At 57.9% G+C, this 19635-nt stretch carries 15 protein-coding genes; 4 read left to right on the top strand and 11 right to left on the bottom strand.

Translation table 11 applies throughout. The annotated features are described in order from the left end of the window. Positions 1 to 12: 12 nt before the first annotated feature. The 6 genes from ACA060_RS14065 to ACA060_RS14040 form a co-directional block, all read right to left on the bottom strand. Positions 13 to 1470: a serralysin family metalloprotease gene (locus ACA060_RS14065; protein WP_497318006.1), complete on the bottom strand. Its 1458-nt coding sequence runs from the start codon at positions 1468 to 1470 to the stop codon at positions 13 to 15. Positions 1471 to 1962: 492 nt separating this feature from the next. Next, entirely contained in the window at positions 1963 to 2421 is a 459-nt protein-coding gene (locus tag ACA060_RS14060; RefSeq protein WP_497318004.1) for an REP-associated tyrosine transposase, read from the bottom strand. A gap of 92 nt (positions 2422 to 2513) precedes the next feature. Then, positions 2514 to 3599, bottom strand: coding sequence for a polyamine ABC transporter substrate-binding protein (locus tag ACA060_RS14055; protein WP_497318002.1), 1086 nt, complete (start codon positions 3597 to 3599; stop codon positions 2514 to 2516). Between the two features lie 68 nt (positions 3600 to 3667). After that, the gene (locus ACA060_RS14050; RefSeq protein ID WP_497318000.1) at positions 3668 to 4009 is read right to left on the bottom strand and encodes a cupin domain-containing protein; all 342 of its coding nucleotides are present in this window, start codon (positions 4007 to 4009) and stop codon (positions 3668 to 3670) included. A gap of 42 nt (positions 4010 to 4051) precedes the next feature. Beyond that, positions 4052 to 5458: an NAD(P)/FAD-dependent oxidoreductase gene (locus tag ACA060_RS14045; protein WP_497317998.1), complete on the bottom strand. Its 1407-nt coding sequence runs from the start codon at positions 5456 to 5458 to the stop codon at positions 4052 to 4054. A 50-nt stretch (positions 5459 to 5508) separates the two neighbouring features. Further along, a complete protein-coding gene (locus ACA060_RS14040) occupies positions 5509 to 6324 on the bottom strand; it encodes a helix-turn-helix domain-containing protein (protein ID WP_497317996.1) in 816 nt (271 codons plus the stop codon). Between the two features lie 262 nt (positions 6325 to 6586). Here ACA060_RS14040 and ACA060_RS14035 point away from each other — a divergent pair, with 262 nt between their 5' ends. Further along, complete coding sequence (locus ACA060_RS14035; protein ID WP_109631085.1) at positions 6587 to 6862, top strand: DUF1652 domain-containing protein; 276 nt, start codon at positions 6587 to 6589, stop codon at positions 6860 to 6862. Positions 6863 to 6919: 57 nt separating this feature from the next. Here the strand turns inward: ACA060_RS14035 and ACA060_RS14030 are convergent, their stop codons facing one another. Further along, on the bottom strand, positions 6920 to 9394 hold the full coding sequence (locus ACA060_RS14030; RefSeq protein ID WP_497317994.1) for a UvrD-helicase domain-containing protein: 2475 nt from the start codon (positions 9392 to 9394) through the stop codon (positions 6920 to 6922). Between the two features lie 280 nt (positions 9395 to 9674). Between ACA060_RS14030 and ACA060_RS14025 the strand changes: the two genes are divergently transcribed. Continuing rightward, entirely contained in the window at positions 9675 to 10370 is a 696-nt protein-coding gene (locus ACA060_RS14025; RefSeq protein ID WP_497317992.1) for a pirin family protein, read from the top strand. Between the two features lie 210 nt (positions 10371 to 10580). Here the strand turns inward: ACA060_RS14025 and pgm are convergent, their stop codons facing one another. The 4 genes from pgm to ACA060_RS14005 all read right to left on the bottom strand — a co-directional run bounded on the left by pgm (position 10581) and on the right by ACA060_RS14005 (position 16873). Next, positions 10581 to 12227 carry a phosphoglucomutase (alpha-D-glucose-1,6-bisphosphate-dependent) gene (gene pgm / locus ACA060_RS14020; RefSeq protein WP_497317990.1) on the bottom strand — a complete coding sequence of 549 codons (1647 nt, stop codon included), beginning with the start codon at positions 12225 to 12227 and terminating at the stop codon, positions 10581 to 10583. Positions 12228 to 12347: 120 nt separating this feature from the next. Beyond that, the gene (locus ACA060_RS14015; RefSeq protein WP_497317988.1) at positions 12348 to 13748 is read right to left on the bottom strand and encodes an aminotransferase-like domain-containing protein; all 1401 of its coding nucleotides are present in this window, start codon (positions 13746 to 13748) and stop codon (positions 12348 to 12350) included. 64 nt (positions 13749 to 13812) lie between these two features. Beyond that, a complete protein-coding gene (locus tag ACA060_RS14010) occupies positions 13813 to 15291 on the bottom strand; it encodes a hypothetical protein (RefSeq protein WP_497317986.1) in 1479 nt (492 codons plus the stop codon). 559 nt (positions 15292 to 15850) lie between these two features. Further along, positions 15851 to 16873 (bottom strand): zinc-dependent alcohol dehydrogenase family protein, encoded by a 1023-nt coding sequence (locus ACA060_RS14005; RefSeq protein WP_109631067.1) that lies wholly within the window; start codon positions 16871 to 16873, stop codon positions 15851 to 15853. A 269-nt stretch (positions 16874 to 17142) separates the two neighbouring features. Here ACA060_RS14005 and ACA060_RS14000 point away from each other — a divergent pair, with 269 nt between their 5' ends. Then, complete coding sequence (locus ACA060_RS14000; protein ID WP_008026287.1) at positions 17143 to 18060, top strand: LysR family transcriptional regulator; 918 nt, start codon at positions 17143 to 17145, stop codon at positions 18058 to 18060. Between the two features lie 321 nt (positions 18061 to 18381). Then, positions 18382 to 19635, top strand: coding sequence for a multidrug efflux RND transporter periplasmic adaptor subunit MexE (gene mexE / locus ACA060_RS13995; RefSeq protein ID WP_109631065.1), 1254 nt, complete (start codon positions 18382 to 18384; stop codon positions 19633 to 19635).

Genomic DNA, 19635 nt, shown 5'->3' with positions numbered 1-19635 from the left:
TTTAGCCTTGTATCAGGCCACGATGTCCGAGAACGCCGCCTGGCCAACGGTGCTGACCAGGAAATCAGCCACGCCATGCCCGGAGAAATCCACCGACAACAGGCTATTACCGCCCGAAGAGGTCAACACTGCATCGCCTGCCGCACCGGTGAACGAGTTCACGAAGTGCAGACCTGCGCCTTTGGTGATGCCGGTCAGGTCGATCTTGTCCAGGCCGCTGACAAAATCGAGGATCTGGTCGGCTACACCCGGCTTGGAGTCACTGCTGGCCGCAAACACAAAGGTGTCTGAACCGGTACCGCCCCACAATTTGTCCGCACCGCCCGCGCCGTAGATGAGGTCGTTGCCGGCCCCGCCTTTCAGCTCGTTGGACACGCCATTACCAATCAGCAGATCATTGCCCGAACCGCCAATCGCGTTCTCGATGGTGGCACCCTTGGCAATGGAAACGTTGCCAACCATGCCACCAACGTCGGAGAACGAGGCTTCATTGAGGTTGATTTTCTGGTTTTGGGTGAAGCCGGAGAAGTCCAGCGTGTCCTTTCCGCCCGCATCCCATACCGAGAACACGACCTTGTCCGACGACGAAGACGCGCTCAGGAAATCGCGACCGGCGTTGGAGTTGAAGCCGTAAGTGGTATCACCGGTGCGGGTGGTGGTGTTGGCACCGTAGAGCTTCTGGATGGCGGCAATATCGTCCAGCAGCGGACCGGACGCATACGCCTCGACGCCGCCCTTGCTGAAGTTCTGGTCGGTATTGCTTTCACTCCAGTAGCTCATGAGGCTGTAACCGCGAGTGTCTTCCGCGTAGGTCGCGTCGTTGTAGGTCGGCGCGCCCTCACCGGCGTTGTAGTCGCCGGGGTGGGCCAGGCCCAGACTGTGACCGATTTCGTGGGTCAGGGTTTGACGACCGTAGTTGTTCAGGTCCGGCGTCTTGTTGGGCGTGTAGCTGCTGTTGGTCAGATACCACGAAGTACCGTCATAACCGGCGCCGGTGCCAGGCAGGTAGGCGAATGCCGCTGCGCCGTCCTGGCCGCTGCTGTAATTGCCGAAGGTCATGTGACCGTCGCCGCCTGTGGCTTTCTCGGTGAAAGTGACTTTGGCCACATCGGCCCAGGATTGCATGGCGAGCACGGCCTGGGCTTTCTGCTGGGCGCTGAACTGACTGAAACCGGAAATCCCGTGCTTGTTCATGGTGCTCGACGACGCCGAGGTCAGGAACGTGTAAGTCAGTTCGATTTTTCCGCTGCCGTCCTTGTCCTGGTAGGCAGCGCCGTCACGCAGCAATTGGGTTGCTGCCTCGTCGACGGAATAGGAAGGTTTGCCATTGACCGTGAGATTGCCACCCCGGTCATACTGATGGCTGAAGCTGTCGATCTGGTTGTAGGCGGAACTGGGCGCCGCCAATGATTGCAATGGCGAAAAGGCCTGTTCGGCAAGATCAATAGCATTGTTTTTAACTTTCGACATAAACACACTTCCTTGTTAAGCAATGGAACAGTTTTTGTCAGATAGCGACAATCTCTGGCGAGATCGTCCTATCACTCGCCCAATGAAGGCGAAAGAAAACTGACACAATTCGAAATCAAACGTCTACATTTTTTTTGACGTCAAATTGTTCTGCTCCAGCAAGTACCCGGAAACAATGCCTGCGCTGTCGAAATATAGTTTCAAGCTCATGGTGTTCGGACTAATTGTCTGACAATTGCGTATTTAAATATTAAATATGGGTAAGTTGTTTTTTGTCGAAGGCGTCTCGTTTTTTCGGACTTATTAGTATGTGTGCCAGTGGATTGATATCAGTCGTATTTGTAGTAAGTGTGAGATTTTGACGACTGCTGCGCAGCCGAACGCAGCCTCGCGCTGCTCGGCAGCTGCTACAAAGATTGCGGTGTGCGCGGTTCCTGTAGCAGCTGCCGAGCCTGCGAGGCTGCGTTCGGCTGCGCAGCAGTCGTCAGATACTCACAACCAACACGCATCCCACAGCGGGTAATCATGAACACGTGTTACCAGACCCGCTCGTATCGGGTTAGCCACGACATATCGAGCAAGATCCTTCACGCCCTCCTCCCTGCGAACCGCCCGATCGTGATAGCCCTTTTGCCACAACCGCCCTCGCCGCCCTAACGCCTGGTTGACCGCCAAACTGCTCCGCGATTTTATTCGGCACATCAACTCTGCCAATGACTTGTCGTGCAGTTGCACCAGGCAATGCAGATGATCCGGCATCACAACCCATGTTAAAAAATCAGCCCAGCCGTTTTCTTGAGCCTCGCGCAATTGCAAAGCAACCAGCCTTCCCAACCGCCAATCCGCAAAAAACGGCTGCCGTTGGTCAACGACAGCCGTTAGCAGATAAATACGTCCTGGCTCAGAAAAACGGCCAGTGCGTAGCAGGCCCGCATTTGAACAAACAGGCATTCCATTGCCTCCAGATCCATTGAAAGGAGGCCCGGAATCTACAACGTCGCCATCGAACCCGACGCGCCGCAATCGCTACAAAACATGAACCCTCAACTCCCCGTCCGAATCTTGTTCCACACCCGCGTCCGAATCCGGTCAATGTTGAGCGGCATGGCCTCCAGCGCGAACAGCTTGCCCATCATCTCCGGGCTCGGATACACCTTGGTGTCGTTCTTGATGGCTGGGTCGATCAGGCTGTCGGCCTGTTGGTTGCCGTTGGCGTAGTGCACGTGGTTGCTGATGCTGGCCATGACGTCCGGGCGCAGCAGGTAGTTCATGAACGCGTAGCCGGCCTTTTCGTCCGGGGCATCGGCGGGCATGGCGACCATGTCGAACCAGATGGCGGCGCCCTCCTTGGGAATGGCGTAGCCGATGTCGATGCCATTGTTGGCTTCTTTCGCTCGGTTTTCGGCTTGCAGGATGTCGCCGGAGAAACCGACCGCTACACAGATGTCACCGTTGGCCAGGTCGCTGGTGTATTTGGATGAGTGGAAATAGCTGACGTATGGCCGGACTTTCATCAGCAGCGCTTCAGCCTTTTTGTAATCTTCCGGGTTCTTGCTGTGATGCGGCAGTCCCAGGTAGTTCAGCGCGGCAGGCAGCAGTTCGGGGCCGTTGTCGAGGATAGCGACGCCGCACTTTTGCAGCTTTTCCATGTTCTCGGGCTTGAAAATCAGGTCCCAGGAATCCACCGGCGCGTTGTCGCCCAGTACGGCTTTTACCTTGGCGATGTTGTAGCCGATGCCAGTGCTGCCCCACAGGTATGGGAAGCCATGTTCGTTGCCCGGATCGTTGGTCTGCAACGCGGTGAGCAACACCGGATTGAGGTTTTTCCAGTTTGGCAGCTGGCTCTTGTCGAGCTTCTTCAGCGCCCCACCCTGAATCTGCCGCGCCATGAAATGGTTGGACGGGAACACCACGTCGTACCCGGATTTGCCGGTCATCAACTTGCCGTCGAGGGTTTCGTTGCTGTCGTAGACGTCGTAGCTGAAGGCGATGCCGGTTTCTTTCTGGAAGTTTTTGGTGGTGTCCGGGGCGATGTAGTCCGACCAGTTGTAGATCTTGACGGTCTCGGCCGCGTGGCTGAGGGACGCGACAAGCACAAGGGGTGCGAGGGTCAGTGTCTTTCGGATCATGAGTCGATTCCTGTATGGGCCGTTTTTTTTGTTGGAGCGCTATTGGCAGGCAATCAAAGGATCAAAAATCAAAAAATCAAAACGTAGGTCTTGCGCACGGTTTCCTGGATGTCCCAGATGCCGAGGCTGTTGGCCGGCAACATCAGTGCGTCGCCGGCTTCGATGCAGAGGGTTTCACCGTTGTCCGGGGTAAAAGTGCAGCGCCCCTGGATGAAGTGACAGAATTCCTGGGCAACGATCTGCCGACGCCAGCGGCCGGGCGTGCATTCCCAGACGCCGGTTTCGACGCCATCGTCGCGCTCGACGCTGGTGGTCGAAGCCACCGCCACCGGTGTTCCCAGCGGCACGGCGACGGGGTTCGACTCTTCCAGTTCCAGTGTTGCGGTGTTCTTGAATTGGGTGATGCCCATGGGAGTACCTGTCGATTGAGCCTGTAGATGAGGAGGCGCTGTTTAGTGCATGAAACCTTCCATGAACCCCGCCACCTTGCTCGCCAGTTTGCGGCGCCAAGGGGCCGTAGCCGGGTTGGCCAGGGTCTGGTCTTCGTGGACGAAGCTGCGGATGATTGCGTTGTAACCCAGCCAGCGGCAGGGTTCGGGTTCCCAGGCCCTGAGTGTGTCGAGACCGCCCTGGGGCATGACCCAGGGTTGGCGAACCAGTTCGGTATCGCGTTCCAGAATCAGGTCCGCCAGGGTTCTGCCGCCCAGGTTGCTGGCGCCGACGCCCTCCCCGCCATAACCGCCAGACAAGGCAATGCCACTGGCGTGATCGCAGAGCATGTGCGGCTTGAAGTGCCGGGACATGCCCAGGTTGCCGCCCCACGCGTGAGTGATCTGCACGTTTTTGAGTTGAGGAAAGAGTTCGCTGAACAAATAGCGCCGCAATTCCACTTCGCTGGTGGTCAGGTCAAAGTCATGGCGTAATTTGCCGGCAAACTGATAGCCACCCCGGGCACCGAACACCAGGCGGTTGTCGGCCGTGCGCTGGCCATAGGTGACTTGCCGACTGCTTTCACTGAACGCCTGACCACGGCTCAAGCCGATTTCGTCCCAGGTCGCGGCGGACAGTGGTTCAGTGGCGACAATCAGACTTTGTACCGGCAGCTGATAGCGGCCCAGTGGCGGCAGCGTGACCGAATAGCCCTCTACCGCCGGCACGACCCAGCGGCTGCGAACCTGAGCCTTGGCGGTGCGCAAACTCCCCGACTGCCACTGCGTGACCGCGCTGTTTTCGTAAATTTTAACGCCCATTCGCTCGACCGTTTCTGCCAGGCCTCGCACCAACTTTGCCGGGTGAATGGTCGCAACGTGCGGTGCATAGATACCGCCATAGGGTTTCGCAATTCTGATCTGTTGCGCCAGTTGCTCAGGGCTGAGCCAGCGATAATCGCTTTCGGTCAGGCCTTGGCTGTACAGCTTATCGAGGTATTCGCGCAGGCTGGCTTCCTGTTCGGGATAACGCGCGGCGCAGTACAGCACGCCGCCTTTGCGATAATCGCAGTCGATACCCTCACGTTCGATGGCTATCTCTACTTCATCAGGAATGTTGTGCAGCAGATCGAAGGATGCGCGACGTTGCTCCGCCGGCAAACCGGCCAGCAGACGGTCTTCGCCCAGCAGGTTGCCCATCAGCCAGCCACCGTTACGGCCCGACGCACCAAAACCGGCGGTTTGCGCCTCGACGATGGCGATGTCCAGGCCTGGCGCCAGACGCTTGAGGTAATACGCGGTCCAAAGTCCGGTGTAGCCAGCGCCGATGATGGCTACGTCGACGTCAAGGTCGTGCTCCAGCGCAGGACGTGCCAACAACGGCTCGTCGAGTTGATCCATCCACAAACTGATAGTGCGCCACGCCGACATGCCAGACTCCGCCACTCAAACTTCGATGGCGTCGATCCTAGTGCGTGGGCTCAGGGACTGTCGTGCGCGCGTGCACGCAAAGAAATTTGTTTGACGTAAGCCTTGGGCGACAGCCCGGTGTGCTGGCGGAAACAACTGTAGAACGCCGATAACGAATTGAAGCCGGCGGCAAACGCCAGCTCATCAATGCGCACCGGCGGCGTGACGGCGTCCAGGGCTGCGAGCAAATGTTGCAGCCGTGCCTGGTTCACATAGCGATAGAAGCTCTGGCCCAGCACTTGATTCAGCAGATAGGAAATCTGATTGCGGCTGTAGCCGCACTCCTTCGCCACCCGTTGCAGGTCGAGTTCGGGGTCCAGATAAGGCTGTTGGCGCTGGAAATACTGTTGCAAGTCCTCAGCCATGAAACTCAGCTGGCGCGGTGAAAGCCCGAGACGACTGGCGGCCGGGCGAAAGTTCGCAGCGGTGCTGCTTTGCGGTTGTTCGCGCACCAGGGATGCGTATTCGTTGACCCGCCAGATCAACCCGTCGCGCACCGTGATGGCCTCACTGGAACGGAACGACACCAGCCCTTCGCCGCCGCGCAAGGTCATCTGGTACTGGATGAACGCTGTGTTGCCGTCCAGGCGTATGCGATCCGAATGCTCCAGCGCTTCATCCGGGTTACGCGGCATGCTGCCGCGCACGTAGTCGCGCAACTCGTCCAGGCCCATGACCCGGTTCTGGAAAAAGTCGTTGTACTGAATGTCCGGGTGATAAAGCGCCATGACCCCCTCCAGATCCCGGTGTTTCCAGCACAGGTGGTAGCGCATGACCGTCTCGCCCGTGGCCTGGGTTTGCAGGGGGCCATCATCATCGGCGTGCATAAAGGACTCGGCGAAAAAAACCGAGCTTGCCGAAGTTCGGTCACGGCTTCAATGACCAGAACGAATCGGCGCAGTGTCGAGCCAGGCCCGGCACGTGATCCACATCAAAAAAACGTGACCAATCGCCAAACGGACTGAAAAAAATCACATGGTTTTCACATCTGGGTGCTACTTTTAAAGGCAGTCACCGGTTGAGCCATTGAAGGCTCTTCCCTCCTAACATGAGCTAAAGGAAGCGCTCGATGAAGAAGGCGGGCAACACATGAATAAAGGGTCATTCAGCAAAGTTACCTTTCCAAACGCCTGCCAGCTGATGCGCTGGCATTTTCATCCCATGGGATTCGAGGCGAGCATGGACGCGCCGGGCAGCATGATTGCCCGCCTGTTTGACCGAGCCAGTGGCGAGACCATGATCGCCATTGCAGGCATTCCTTGCGCAACTGTGATGAATGCTGCGGACGTAGAACGAATAATCGAAGCCGTGGAAGACGAACTTGAGTCTTTCATTCCTCCCGTGGCCCTCAAGAGTTATGCCTGAAGGTCAAACACCCAACAAAAAGCCCACATCATGTGGGCTTTTTTGTGGGCCTCGGGTTCAGGCCAGTTGTTGACCCTGGCGATGATCAGCGAAGAACGGCTTGTCCTTGCCAACCCTGTCCGATGCCTTGGGCATATTCGCCGCCTGCGTGTCCTGACCTTCGACATACCAATAGCAATGACTCACTGCCCGAGTAATGCCGACATACGCCAGTCGCAGGATTTCGTCTTTTTGTGCGTTGTCGTAAGGCTCGTTGTCGCCAGCCTTGCCAAGTCCCGCCATGCGATAGACCTGGTTCTTGTAAGGAGAACTGGTCAGGTGCTGGCAGTCACCGAGCAAGAACACCGCGTCAGCTTGCAGGCCCTTGGCGCTGTGGTATGTCAGCTGTTTGATGCGGCGAGCGTTGTACGGCAAGCTAGAATCCACATTAACTACCGACCGAATATGTTGTTCTATCAATAGCTTATCGCTGCTTTTTCGATAAAGCATCAAGATCGAATCGCCCTGTCGGTAGTGCTGGATCAGGCGTTGAGCCATGCCCTGATCGTCTCGATCCATGACGTTTACCGGCAATAGTGCCTTGGGTTCACCGGTAGCCTTGGCCTTCTTTCCAGCGATCGATGGCGCTGCGCGAACGATATGCTCGGCGGCATCAATGATGTGCTGATGGCTGCGGTAGTTGTCGCTGAGCATTACTTTAGTCGTGCTCGGCGACGGGAATTCCTTGTTGAACTCCATGAAATACGACGGCGAACTGCCACGCCAGCCATAAATGGACTGCCAGTCATCGCCAACACAGAGCAAGGATGAGCGTTGCGCACCACGCCCGACGTGCATCGCCGGGCCGCGACTGCGAATTTCGGCCAGGCTGGCGCGGATCCACGAGACAATCTGCGGCGATACGTCCTGAAATTCGTCGATCATCAAGTGAGACAAAGGTCTTAGCAGCTCATCACTCAGCAGTTTCAGATTTTCCGGGGAGTGTTCGCTGAACAAGGCAAACATTCGGTTGTAGGTCATTACCGGTGGCTTTTGATCGAGCAAATGATCTTCAAGGGCTCGCCAGAACAGGCTCAAGGCCTCGAAGAAAAACCGGTCAGGGTCATCTTTGGCGAAACTCATCTGACCCACAGCATTCGGAACATCCAGGCCCAGGTTTTCGATAAACCCGGCTGCCGCGACAAAACAGTCCAGCAAGGGTGCCGATCCCAATTCGCCTTTGACCTTGTAATCGAAGCCCGGCCCGGCGCTGGCGTCGCCTGCGAGGGAGGCCAACATGCGCTTTGAAGACTCGTAACTATCTATCCATATCAATTGCTTACGACAGAAAGCTTGAAACAGGGTGCGCTTTACTGCCCATTCCGCGCGGACAGTCAACTTGGCATTTGGACGGCACACTTGCGGATTTTCCCGCGGGTCAAACCCGAGTACCACCCAGGCATCCAGCGTCGGGATGTAACCGTGACAATGGAAGGTCGCACCATTGATGTCGAAGGTCTGTCGATTGGGCTCGATGCCTTTAATTGGCCACGCGCCTGCGCGAAACCACAGGTCTTCAATCGTGTCGCAGAGTTCTTCGTCACGCTTGGCCGCCAATTCGGTCACCGCCATGCGTTTCTGCACGTCGGGGTGATCACGCTCCAGCTCCTTGAGCTGCAAGGCATGACGGGACAATGGCTTTATCAGTTCGCGAAAACGCTCATCGCGGGTATGCAGGCTGTGAAAACAGGCATTGAGTTGCTGACGCTGGGCGTCGTTGATGCGCAGGTCAAAGGGGTTGCTGTCGACCTCCTCATCACCGTTCTGCGCGCGATTGCTGAGGTTTTCGAACGCTTGCAGACGTTCGAAGCCCGGCAGACTGCGAACCATGGGCAGGATTCGTGAGTGGAAGGTGCGCACCAGATCCCGCGCCTCTTTGAGGCTCAGGGCCCGATCCCACAAGGCAAACAACTCGATCAGCTTATTGATGAAGTCCTTGCGCGACTCGCGGGTGAAGGTCACCACGGTCATCGAACTCAGCTCGAAGCCCAGGTAATGGGTCAGCAGCAATATGCGCAGTACCAGCGTCGTCGACTTGCCCGCGCCGGCCCCGGCAATCACCGACGTCGAAGGCGTGTCGCTGAAAATCATCTTCCACTGGGCGGCGCTTGGCTGGGCGTGTGGGGGCAGCAATCGGGCGACATCGGCCTTCATCCGCTTCTTTAGCTCGGCGCTCAAGGGCAGGCGCCAATCGTCGAACAAGTTGTCATCGACATTAGGCGGCCGGTGCTCGGTCGAGCGCGAATCGCGGATCAACAGCACTTGCCGACCTTCCTCCAACCCCTCGGCTTTGCCTTCTTTATAGCCGTAGTCCACTCCAGCGCTGTGACCGCTGCGAAAACCATCGGCTTGCCCGTGTAGCCACGACGCACGGTGTTGCGCACGCAGACGAGTCAGGCCATGGCCAAAGAAACGCGCGGCGAGGCGCTTGAGCAGTGGCATCTCGGCCAAGGGGCGAAGTTCGGGAGGAAGATCGGGGGTGTGTTGCGGCACGCGGGCGGACTCCAGGGTGTGAGGCTGACGAGGGCTATGGTGTCCGTATTTGCCGTTGAGTTCTAGTGAAATGCTTACAGGTCATTGGCTTATACGATGAAGTGAAGGCTGGGTGAGAATGTTTCGAGGTTATTTGACATCAACTAAATCGATCATATTGAGGCATTTTTTACGCTTTTTATCGATTGGTACCTGATAGATGATGCCCGCCATCAACCACCGGTTCTTGTTTCGTGGCTCAGGCGCTCTGCCCCATGACGAACCTTTTCAGGAGACGATCATGCTTGAACTCAGACCTTTCAAATCCCTGGGCGGCGCCCACCATGGCTGGTTGGATGCCCATCACCACTTTTCGTTCGCCGAGTACCACGATCCGAAGCGCATGAATTGGGGCAACCTGCGGGTATGGAACGACGACGTGATTGCCTCTGGCACCGGGTTTCCAAAACATCCGCACCGGGACATGGAAATCATCACCTACGTTCGTGAAGGTGCAATTACCCACGAAGATAACCTGGGTAACAAGGGTCGCACTGAAGCGGGCGACGTTCAGGTCATGAGTGCCGGTACCGGGATTGCCCACAGCGAATACAACCTGGAGGCGGGTGAAACCAGGATCTTCCAGATCTGGATCATTCCGAATGAATCCGGCCTGGCCCCTTCCTGGGGCGCCAAGCCTTTTCCGAAAGGTCAGCGCGAAGGTTTCGTGACCCTGGCCAGTGGCAAGTCCGGCGATGATCAAAGCCTGCGAATCCGCGCTGATGCACGGCTGGTGGCGGCGAACCTGAAGGCTGGTGAATCCGCTGAATATCACCTGGACAGTGGTCGTCGCGCTTATCTGGTTCCAGCTACCGGGGTCATTGAGGTCAATGGCTTGCGGGCCCAAGCCCGAGACGGTGTGGCGGTGGCGGATGAGCAGGTGTTGCGAGTGACTGCCATCGAAGACAGTGAGATTGTGTTGGTGGATCTGGCTTGATCGGGTAAATGCGGGCAAAAAAAGGGGCGACCGTTGATGGTCGCCCCTTTTTACATCTGAACCTTTGTGGTGAGGGGGCTTGTCGGAAAGCCCCATCGCCCCGTTCGGCTGCGAAGCAGTCGTCAGATCTATATCGCGGTATAGCTGGGAAAATGCCGGGGCCGCTTCGCGACCCAACGGGGGCAAGCCCCCTCGCCACAAGTCCCTCAATCACTTCGCAGAAATAGCGCCATCCACCAATGTCTGAGCTTCTGCAACCAACTGCTTGAGGTGCTCGTCACTGACGAAGCTCTCAGCGTAGATCTTGTAGATGTCCTCAGTCCCCGAAGGCCGTGCCGCAAACCAGCCGTTCTCGGTCATGACTTTCAAGCCGCCGATGGCCTGGTCATTGCCCGGCGCATGGCTGAGGATGCTCTGGATCGCTTCGCCAGCCAGTTGGGTCGAGGTGACCTGATCTGGCGACAGCTTGCTCAGCAAGGCTTTCTGTTCAGGATTGGCCTTTGCATCGACGCGTACCGAGAACGGCTCGCCAAGTTCATCGGTCAACGCACGGTAGGCCTGGCTCGGATCACGACCCGTGCGAGCGGTCATTTCAGCGGCGAGCAATGCCGGAATCAAGCCGTCCTTGTCGGTGCACCAGACGCCGCCGTCCTTGCGCAGGAACGAGGCCCCTGCACTTTCTTCGCCGCCAAAACCCAGCGAACCGTCGAACAGACCATCAGCAAACCATTTGAAGCCGACCGGCACTTCGTAAAGACGACGACCCAGGCGCTTGGCCACGCGATCGATCAAGCCGCTGCTGACCACGGTTTTGCCCACGGCTGCGTCGGCGCGCCACTGCGGACGGTTCTGGAACAGGTAGTCGATCGACACGGCGAGGTAGCTGTTCGGCGCCAGCAAACCACCGGACGGGGTCACGATGCCATGTCGATCGTGATCCGGGTCGCAGGCGAACGCTACGTCAAAGCGCTCTTTCAGGCCGATCAGGCCTTGCATGGCATGGCTCGACGATGGGTCCATGCGGATTTGCCCGTCCCAGTCGACCGTCATGAAACGGAACGTCGGATCGACCTGCTTGTTGACCACTTCCAGGTCCAGACGGTAATGCTCGGCAATCGCCGACCAGTAACGCACCCCTGCTCCGCCCAGCGGATCGACACCCAGATGCAGCTTGGCGTCACGGATGGCATCGAAGTCAATGACGTTGATCAGGTCGGCGACATAGGTGTTGAGGTAATCGTGGCGATGAGTCGTGCCGGCCTTCAGCGCCTGCTCGTAGCTGATGCGTTTGACGCCAGCCAGCTTGTTGCTCAGCAGTTCGTTGGCCTTGGCTTCGATCCACTTGGTGATGTGGGTATCGGCCGGTCCACCGTTGGTGGGGTTGTATTTATAGCCACCGCTTTGCGGCGGATTGTGCGACGGAGTGATCACAATGCCGTCCGCCAGGCCCGAAGTGCGACCGCGGTTGTAGCAAAGAATCGCGTGGGAAATCGCCGGAGTCGGTGTGTATTCGTCACCCTCGGCAATCATCACCGTGACGCCGTTCGCGGCCAGCACCTCCAGGGCGCTGACGCCGGCCGGAGTGGACAGCGCGTGAGTGTCGATGCCGACAAACAGCGGACCGTCGATGCCCTGGGCCTCACGGTACAGGCAGATGGCCTGGCTGATCGCCAGAACGTGCCATTCGTTGAAACTCAGGTCGAACGAGCTGCCTCGGTGTCCGGACGTGCCGAAGGCAACACGCTGGGTCGAGATAGCGGCATCAGGCTGGCCAGTGTAATAGGCCGTTACCAGTCGCGGGATGTCGACCAACAATTCTGCCGGCGCCGGTTTGCCCGCAAAAGGACTGAGTGTCATGCAAAACCTCTGGAATAGAGTGGTTCAGGAATAGGAATGCAGTTTACTGGCAGTTTGACCGCAGCGCGACGTTATCGATCCCGGGCGAAATGTTATCAATCACCAACGCCCCGGCCCTGGTCAGTCAATGGACTCCAGGCGCAACGCATCGCCCAGCAAACCCATGACCGCTGGGAGGTCGTGGTCGCCGCCGAAGGTATGACTCAGGCGCAAGTGTTGCGCGTGCAATCCGTGGAGGCTGAACAGTTCCCCCGGCGCAATCACCACCTGATGCTTGAGCAGACGCTGAAACACCCGACGTACATCGACCTGACGCAAAGACCGCACCCAGATCGTCGCACCGCCCACGGGGTCGACGAAGTGCAAGGCATCCCCCAGACGTTCCTGCAACAGCTGGGTCATGTGCGCCTTGCGGTCCTTGAGCAGCCGCCGCAGGACCAGCAAGTGCTGATCGATTCGCCCATTGCTGTATAGCCGTGCGATGGCTTTCTGGCGAATCGGCGACAAGCGGAATGAGCGCAACAAGAAGTGCCGCTGCAGTTCGACGCTCAATTGCCGCGAGAGCACAAAGCCATAAGGCGCCTCAGGCCCGATGGATTTTTCGAAGGTGGAGAAGACGATCAGCCGATCCGGGTTCAGCAGATCGCGAAACCGCAGTCCGTCGGACTCGAATTCGAGTTCGCCGTAACAGTCGTTCTCCAGCACCCAACTGCCATGACGTTCCAACAGCTGAGCGGTTGCCTGCCTGTTGCTGTGAGGAGCCACGCTGCCGCGTGGCATGTTGAGGCCGGATGAAAGCATGACCAGCCGAACCGGCTCGGTCTCCAGCAATTGCGTCAGCTGCTCAAGGTCCAGGCTGCCATTGCCTAGCAGGGGCAGCTCGATGACCCGAACGTCAGCGTCCTGAAGCAAACGCAGAATCGTCCAGTCGCAGGGTGACTCGACGACGACCGTGGCGTCTTTGAGACACAGCACGGCGATCAGTATCTCCAGGACGCCACGCAAATCGGCGCCGATATAGACGTCATCGGCGTGCCAGCAGCGTGCCGGAGAGGAGGTATATCGTGCGGCCAGAGCGGCGCGCAGTTCCAGTTCACCGCAAGGTTGTGAAGTCGTTTGCGGCTGGCGCGGGTATTGACGCAGCAGTTCTCTTTCGAGCAGCAATAACGGGCTGTCCAGGGGCTGCAGCAACGCCGGTTCATCCGCGCTCAACACCAGCATTCCCGGACGTCTGGCATTCACATAGACCGTTTCGAGCAGGTCATTGCCGCTGCTGAGCGGGCGAATGGACGACACCGGCAATGCGTAATAACCGGATTTGGCGACCGAGTACACTCGGCCTTCCTTTTCCAGCAGCGAATAGGCGTACTGGATGGTCGAAATCGACACGCTCAATCGGTCTGCCAACTGCCGCAGTGAAGGGAGGCGGACCCGCGTGTCGCTGACCGGTTCGTTGATGAGGTTAGTCAGGTAACGGTAGACCGCCTGATAGGCGAAGTCGGTTTCGCGTGGTCCTTTCATGGGTAACGACCGAACACGCTACGCACGGGGCGCTTGCGGATGAACGCGTTAAAATCCGGCACTCTCAATGCCCCGTTGACCGTTCGCCACTCGCAGCTGTACTCGCGTCGATGTCCAATGCTTGCACTTGCGTATCGCCGACTTGAGGGCCAGGCATCTCGCCCCGGGCCACCGGTCCCATGCGGTAAAGCGTGCCGATCAGAGTGACGGGCAGCCCGCTGACGTCGGCCATCCATTGCAGAACCTGCTCGGGTGCCGGCTTGCCCTGCATCGCCCGGTGAAGGTCGGGCAACGCCACAAGCATGCCGGGATGACATTGGCGCAAAAAGCGCTCAAGCGAAGCGCCATTCTCGACAAAGGGTGCGAACAGCAAACACACGAGCTGAGCCTCGCTCAAACCAAGGTTTTTCTGGGCCTCGGTTGATGCCCGTGCACGCTGGTCGGACATTGTCGTCGGATTGCCGAACTTCTCCAGAGCCTGCTCGCAAAAGCGCTCGGGAAGTTGTTTGCGACGCATCATCACCAAGGTCCGCTGCACGTATTCGGCAACGCCCGCTTCATACGTGCGACCGTGAACATAACAAGCCTCCAGCCCCCGAACGTGCGCGAAAATCGAAAGGCTGACGAATTCGTTATCACTGAGCTGGACCGCCAGTTCGTCAGGTTGAAAACCAAGGAAATCGGTGAGCAGTGGCCAGCGATCTTCCAGGTTGCTGACCAGCATGTCGTGAATATCGATGAAGGTCGTGCGCCGACAGGCCTCAAAACATTCGGCCGGACGCCACTGGGCCTGGCCATGTCCGGCATAGAACTCGCGATAGCAATCGCCGCCCAGTTCATCCACTCGCGCGAAAAGCTCTTCGTACCCGGATTCAGGGTAACTCGATGCCTTGAGACCGGCCTTTTGCGCTGCACGGTCCAACCCATCCATGAACTGCTTTTGCTGACGAGGTGTATCGCTGCTGACCAATGCATCGACGCCCCGATCCCAACGAGAGATCTGCCCATAAAACTCGCCGGTTGCCAGGTACCCGTCATCCCATAGATCGAGCGGCCCGGTCCAGGCTCTTCGGTGGCCAACCATCAGCAGATTGAGGCGATTTGACTCGCGGCCCGCTTCGGAGGCGGACGCCAGATGATTGAATGGCAGGACTTCACGATTATCGACCATCACCACTTCGACCCGAGGATCGTCGTAGACAAACAACGCGCTGAAACTGCGATGGATGTTTTCAAGGGCCGTCGAGCTTGCTCCGTTCGTGCGCAAAGTCGCCACGCGCAGCTTGAAGGTTGCAGGGGCTCGGCCGGCGATGCTCAGTTGCGCGGCACGCAGCAATGCAAGCGTGTAACAACTGTCGCGGGTCCTGGACTGGATCGCCAACACCTTGTATTCTCCGATACGCTCCATCCCCCCAGCCGCGACCACCAGACGCTGAATCATCAGCTGCAATGCCGTGCGTTCGGCGCGAGAGAAAAAACTCAGCAATCGCTGCAATACTTGCTGATAAACATAGTTCATTGCCTGTTCATGGGTATGGGTCATCATTGTTTACCTGCTACACATAGGTCCGATGTCACGCAAACAACTGTATGCATTGCGCAAACGGCTGCCTGTCATGATTAAAGTGCTGGGCTTGATATCAAATCCTAACACTTAGTTTTCTGTAATTATTTGAAATGAATCGAGCTTACTTATGCCACCACTCGTTTGCGATGGCTGCAAAGCCCCACAGAGCAAGCACCCTGCGATTGAATGATGAGTCCTAGGAAATATCTGACAGAGTCCCACAGACATGTAGCACGAGAAATAAAGAAAGAAGTCGTCATTAATTTTTCGGCAAATGATCGATAACGCGCTATTTGTTGAGTTTGTATTACCGGAGCGCAATGAAAAGTATCTATCCAATACCCAGCCATAGCTCATTCCTTGAGATGAAAGTAATCATTCAATTATCGGGGCTTATAAGGTGATTAGAAGATATAGATTGAGAGCAAAAACCAGTTCAGTTGCTGAACGGTTCCGTCGCAGATTGACCGGACGTCTCGAATTTTCGGAGGGGCAATGCAAAAGTCCGTGCAAGCACGGACTTTTTTCAGGAACGTCAGGCCGGCTCGACCTGGAGGGCGACCCGTTCGCGACACGGGCATTCGTCCATGTAGCGGTGAGCCTCGACAAACTCGGAAAACGGGAAGACCCGAGTCTTGAGTGGCAGCAGCACGCGGTCGGCGGTCAGTTGGTTGATGTCGCGCAAGGCACGTTGCAGTGCGACCTGGTCCTGGATGATGCCCAGTTCCGGCTTGCCGGTGAAGTTGCCGATGCAGTGAACGAAGAACTGAATGTTCTTCTGGAACGCTGCGCAGGCCGGAAACGGTGTCTGGTTACCGCCTTGCAGACCGTACAACACCAGGCTGCCACGAGGCGCGAGCACATCGCCGAGCAGTGACATCTGCGGACCACCGAGGCCATCGAACACCACGTCCACGCCGCGGTTGTCGGTGATTTTGTTGATCCGCATAAGCAGATCTTCTTCCTCAGTGACGATTACTTTTTCGGCACCCAGCGACAGCAGGTATTCACGTTCTTCAGCGGTCTTGGTGGCGGCAATTACCCGCACACCCAATGCCTTGCCCAGTTGCACAAACGAAGGACCGGCACAGTGACTGGCATCAGTCACCAAAGCGAACTGGCCAGGCTTGACCCGTGCCAAGTCGACATAAGCGAAGTAGGCAATCAGCAGCGGCGTGTAATGCACGGCAGCTTCAATCGGGCTGAGCACGTCCGGATAACGGGTCAGTGCCGAGCGAGGCAGAACGATCTGCTCGCCGTAAACCGGATAGTCGTTCGGGCTTTCAGCCGGGAAGCTGGCGACCTTGTCACCGACTTCCAGGTCATCGACGCCCTCGCCGACCGCGGTCACAACGCCAGACATTTCATGGCCAAGGCCAGAAGGAAGACGAGCGTGGGATGAGGCCAGGTTCTGGCGCCAGAGAATGTCGTACCAGCTGATGCCAATCGCCTCGACGCGCACCTGCACTTCGCCCGGAGCAGGGAGAGCGGCCGCATGCTCTTCGCATTTGAGCACCTCGGCTGGACCAAACTTGTGAAAACGGATCGTGCGTGACATCGCAAACCTCGTCAAAGAAACCTCTAATGCCCTGAACTCTATCTGGGCTTTCTACCCAAGACTATCAGTGGCTATTAATAGTCGACATGCCTGTCATTGATTCCGCAGCATCCGTTGGATCAACGGTTGTCTTGAAAATCTGGAGGATCCGTTCCAGGAAAACTGAATTATTCGGTGCAGAGTAGCAGCCTTTCCCCGTAATATTCATGCCGGCCATTGTTCTCATATGGCCGCTCTCGTCAAGCTTGATGACTCTGCCAGGACTCCAGATGAATCGTAATGACCTGCGTCGTGTCGACCTGAACCTGTTGATCGTTTTTGAAACATTGATGCACGAACGCAGTGTGACCCGTGCTGCGGAGAAATTGTTCCTCGGTCAGCCGGCCATCAGTGCGGCGCTCTCGCGCCTGCGCGGGCTGTTCGATGATCCGTTATTCGTGCGCACCGGGCGCAGCATGGAACCGTCCGCCCGTGCGGTGGAAATCTTCGCCCTGCTCTCCCCGGCCCTGGATTCGATCTCCACCGCCGTCAGCCGTGCGGCGGAATTCGACCCGGCGACCAGTACGGCGGTGTTCCGCATTGGCCTGTCGGACGATGTCGAGTTCGCACTATTGCCGATGCTGCTCAAGCGTTTGCGTGCCGAATCGCCGGGGATCGTGCTGGTGGTGCGTCGGGCCAACTACATCCTGATGCCGAGCCTGTTGGCCTCGGGCGAGATCTCCATCGGCGTCAGCTACACCGCCGACCTGCCGGCCAACGCCAAGCGCAAAGTGCTGCGCCGCAGCATGCCGAAGCTGTTACGTGCCGATACAGTGCCGGGGCCGTTGAGCCTGGATGACTTCTGCGCCCGCCCCCATGCGCTGGTCTCCTTTGCCGGTGACCTGAGCGGCTTTATAGATGAAGAACTGGAAAAGCTCGGACGCAAGCGTCATGTGGTGCTTGCAGTGCCGCAGTTTAACGGGCTCAGCACGCTCCTCAGCGGCACAGATATCGTCGCGACGGTGCCGGATTACACGGCTGATGCGTTGACAGCGGCTGGCGGTGTGCGGGCTGAAGATCCACCGTTGCCGGTGCGCAGCTTTGAGTTGCACATGGCGTGGCGTGGGTCGCAGGACAATGACCCGGGGGAGCGTTGGTTGCGGTCCAGGATCCAGATGTTCTTCGGGGATCCGGATAGCTTGGCGTGATCCGGATCTTTTGTGGGGGCTGATGGCCTCTTCGCGGGCAAGCCTCGCCCCTGCAGGGATTTAATTAGCACCACAATTCCCTGTGGGAGCGGGCTTGCCCGCGAAGGCCGCACCTCGGTCTCCAAGATTGCTCTTTGCGTTCCCCGCAACACAGAATTGTCATCAAGCCAATTGATCCCCATCGAATGTAAGGCGCATGCTAGAGGGCTGGCATCAGACTTATATCATTCCGAATGATAGTTACCTTCGCTTCATTCGATTCGTGCCCTACCACCCCGCCGCTCATCATCCGCCCATCTCAATACATTGGCGGATGCATCCATGGAACAGTCACTCAAACATTTGCGCTTCCCATTGGCCATGTTGGCCGTACTGGTGATGAGCGCCTGCGGCAAGGCTCCGGAGTCTGCCGCTACCATGCCTGCGGCGAAAGTCAGTGTCGCCAAGGTGCTGGAACAACCGGTCAACGAGTGGGACGAATTCACAGGACGCCTTGAAGCGCCAGAAACCGTAGAAATTCGTCCACGGGTCTCCGGCCAGATTGATGAAGTGGCCTTCACTGAAGGCGCACTGGTCAAGAAAGGTGACTTGCTGTTCCAGATTGACCCACGCCCTTTCCAGGCCGAGGTTCGCCGCCTCGAAGCACTGGTTGCCCAAGGTCGCGCCAACGCCACTCGCAGCGAAAACGAAGCCCAGCGCGGTGAACGCTTGCGTGCGAGCAACGCCATCTCCGCGGAACTCGCTGACTCGCGCACCAGCGCTTCCCAAGAAGCCCGCGCCGCCGTCGGTGCCCTCCAGGCGCAACTGGACCTGGCCAAACTGAACCTGAGCTTCACCCGTGTCACCGCGCCCATCAGTGGTCGCGTCAGCCGTGCGGAAATCACCGCCGGCAACCTGGTGACCGCCGATACCACCGCGCTGACCAGCGTCGTTTCCACTGACAAGGTCTACGCCTACTTCGACGCTGACGAACGCGTGTTCCTCAAATACACCCAGCTCGCGCGTCAGGGCAAACGCGGTGCAACCACCCCGGTTTACCTCGGCCTGTCCAACGAAGACGGCAACCCGCACCAGGGTGTGATGAACTTCGTCGACAACCAGGTCAACCCGAAAACCGGCACCATCCGCGGCCGCGCGGTCTTCGATAACGCCGACGGCCAGTACACCCCTGGCTTGTATGCTCGCCTGAAACTGGTCGGTAGCGGCACCTACTCCGCCGTGCTGATCAACGACGAAGCGGTCGGTACCGATCTGGGTAAAAAGTTCGTGCTGGTGATGGATGCCGACAACAAGACGGTTTATCGCTCGGTCGAGCTCGGTCCGAAGATCGAAGGTTTGCGCATCGTGCGCAGCGGCCTGAACAAGGATGACACCGTCATCGTCAAGGGGCTGCAACGGGTTCGCCCTGGCTCACCGGTCACCCCTGAAGTGATTCCGATGGCCAGTGAACAAACCCTCGCGGCACTCGCACAACAACGACAAGCGCTGGAAGCCAGCAACCTGCCCCAAGTCGCACCTGCCAAGGTCGCGCCGGGTTCGGTTGTGAAACTGGCTGCTGCGACTCCACGCGGTTAA

It is taken from the genome of Pseudomonas sp. LBUM1671, assembly GCF_059695685.1.
Note: the sequence above shows the minus strand (reverse complement) of the source record. Positions and strands in the feature narration are given on the sequence as shown.

Excerpts from the sequence above, each read along its gene's own strand:
- ACA060_RS14065 (WP_497318006.1), bottom strand. The coding sequence starts at position 1,470 with ATGTCGAAAGTTAAAAACAATGCTATTGATCTTGCCGAACAGGCCTTT.
- ACA060_RS14060 (WP_497318004.1), bottom strand. The coding sequence starts at position 2,421 with ATGCCTGTTTGTTCAAATGCGGGCCTGCTACGCACTGGCCGTTTTTCT.
- ACA060_RS14055 (WP_497318002.1), bottom strand. The coding sequence starts at position 3,599 with ATGATCCGAAAGACACTGACCCTCGCACCCCTTGTGCTTGTCGCGTCC.
- ACA060_RS14050 (WP_497318000.1), bottom strand. The coding sequence starts at position 4,009 with ATGGGCATCACCCAATTCAAGAACACCGCAACACTGGAACTGGAAGAG.
- ACA060_RS14045 (WP_497317998.1), bottom strand. The coding sequence starts at position 5,458 with ATGTCGGCGTGGCGCACTATCAGTTTGTGGATGGATCAACTCGACGAG.
- ACA060_RS14040 (WP_497317996.1), bottom strand. The coding sequence starts at position 6,324 with ATGCACGCCGATGATGATGGCCCCCTGCAAACCCAGGCCACGGGCGAG.
- ACA060_RS14035 (WP_109631085.1), top strand. The coding sequence starts at position 6,587 with ATGAATAAAGGGTCATTCAGCAAAGTTACCTTTCCAAACGCCTGCCAG.
- ACA060_RS14025 (WP_497317992.1), top strand. The coding sequence starts at position 9,675 with ATGCTTGAACTCAGACCTTTCAAATCCCTGGGCGGCGCCCACCATGGC.
- pgm (WP_497317990.1), bottom strand. The coding sequence starts at position 12,227 with ATGACACTCAGTCCTTTTGCGGGCAAACCGGCGCCGGCAGAATTGTTG.
- ACA060_RS14015 (WP_497317988.1), bottom strand. The coding sequence starts at position 13,748 with ATGAAAGGACCACGCGAAACCGACTTCGCCTATCAGGCGGTCTACCGT.
- ACA060_RS14010 (WP_497317986.1), bottom strand. The coding sequence starts at position 15,291 with ATGACCCATACCCATGAACAGGCAATGAACTATGTTTATCAGCAAGTA.
- ACA060_RS14005 (WP_109631067.1), bottom strand. The coding sequence starts at position 16,873 with ATGTCACGCACGATCCGTTTTCACAAGTTTGGTCCAGCCGAGGTGCTC.
- ACA060_RS14000 (WP_008026287.1), top strand. The coding sequence starts at position 17,143 with ATGAATCGTAATGACCTGCGTCGTGTCGACCTGAACCTGTTGATCGTT.
- mexE (WP_109631065.1), top strand. The coding sequence starts at position 18,382 with ATGGAACAGTCACTCAAACATTTGCGCTTCCCATTGGCCATGTTGGCC.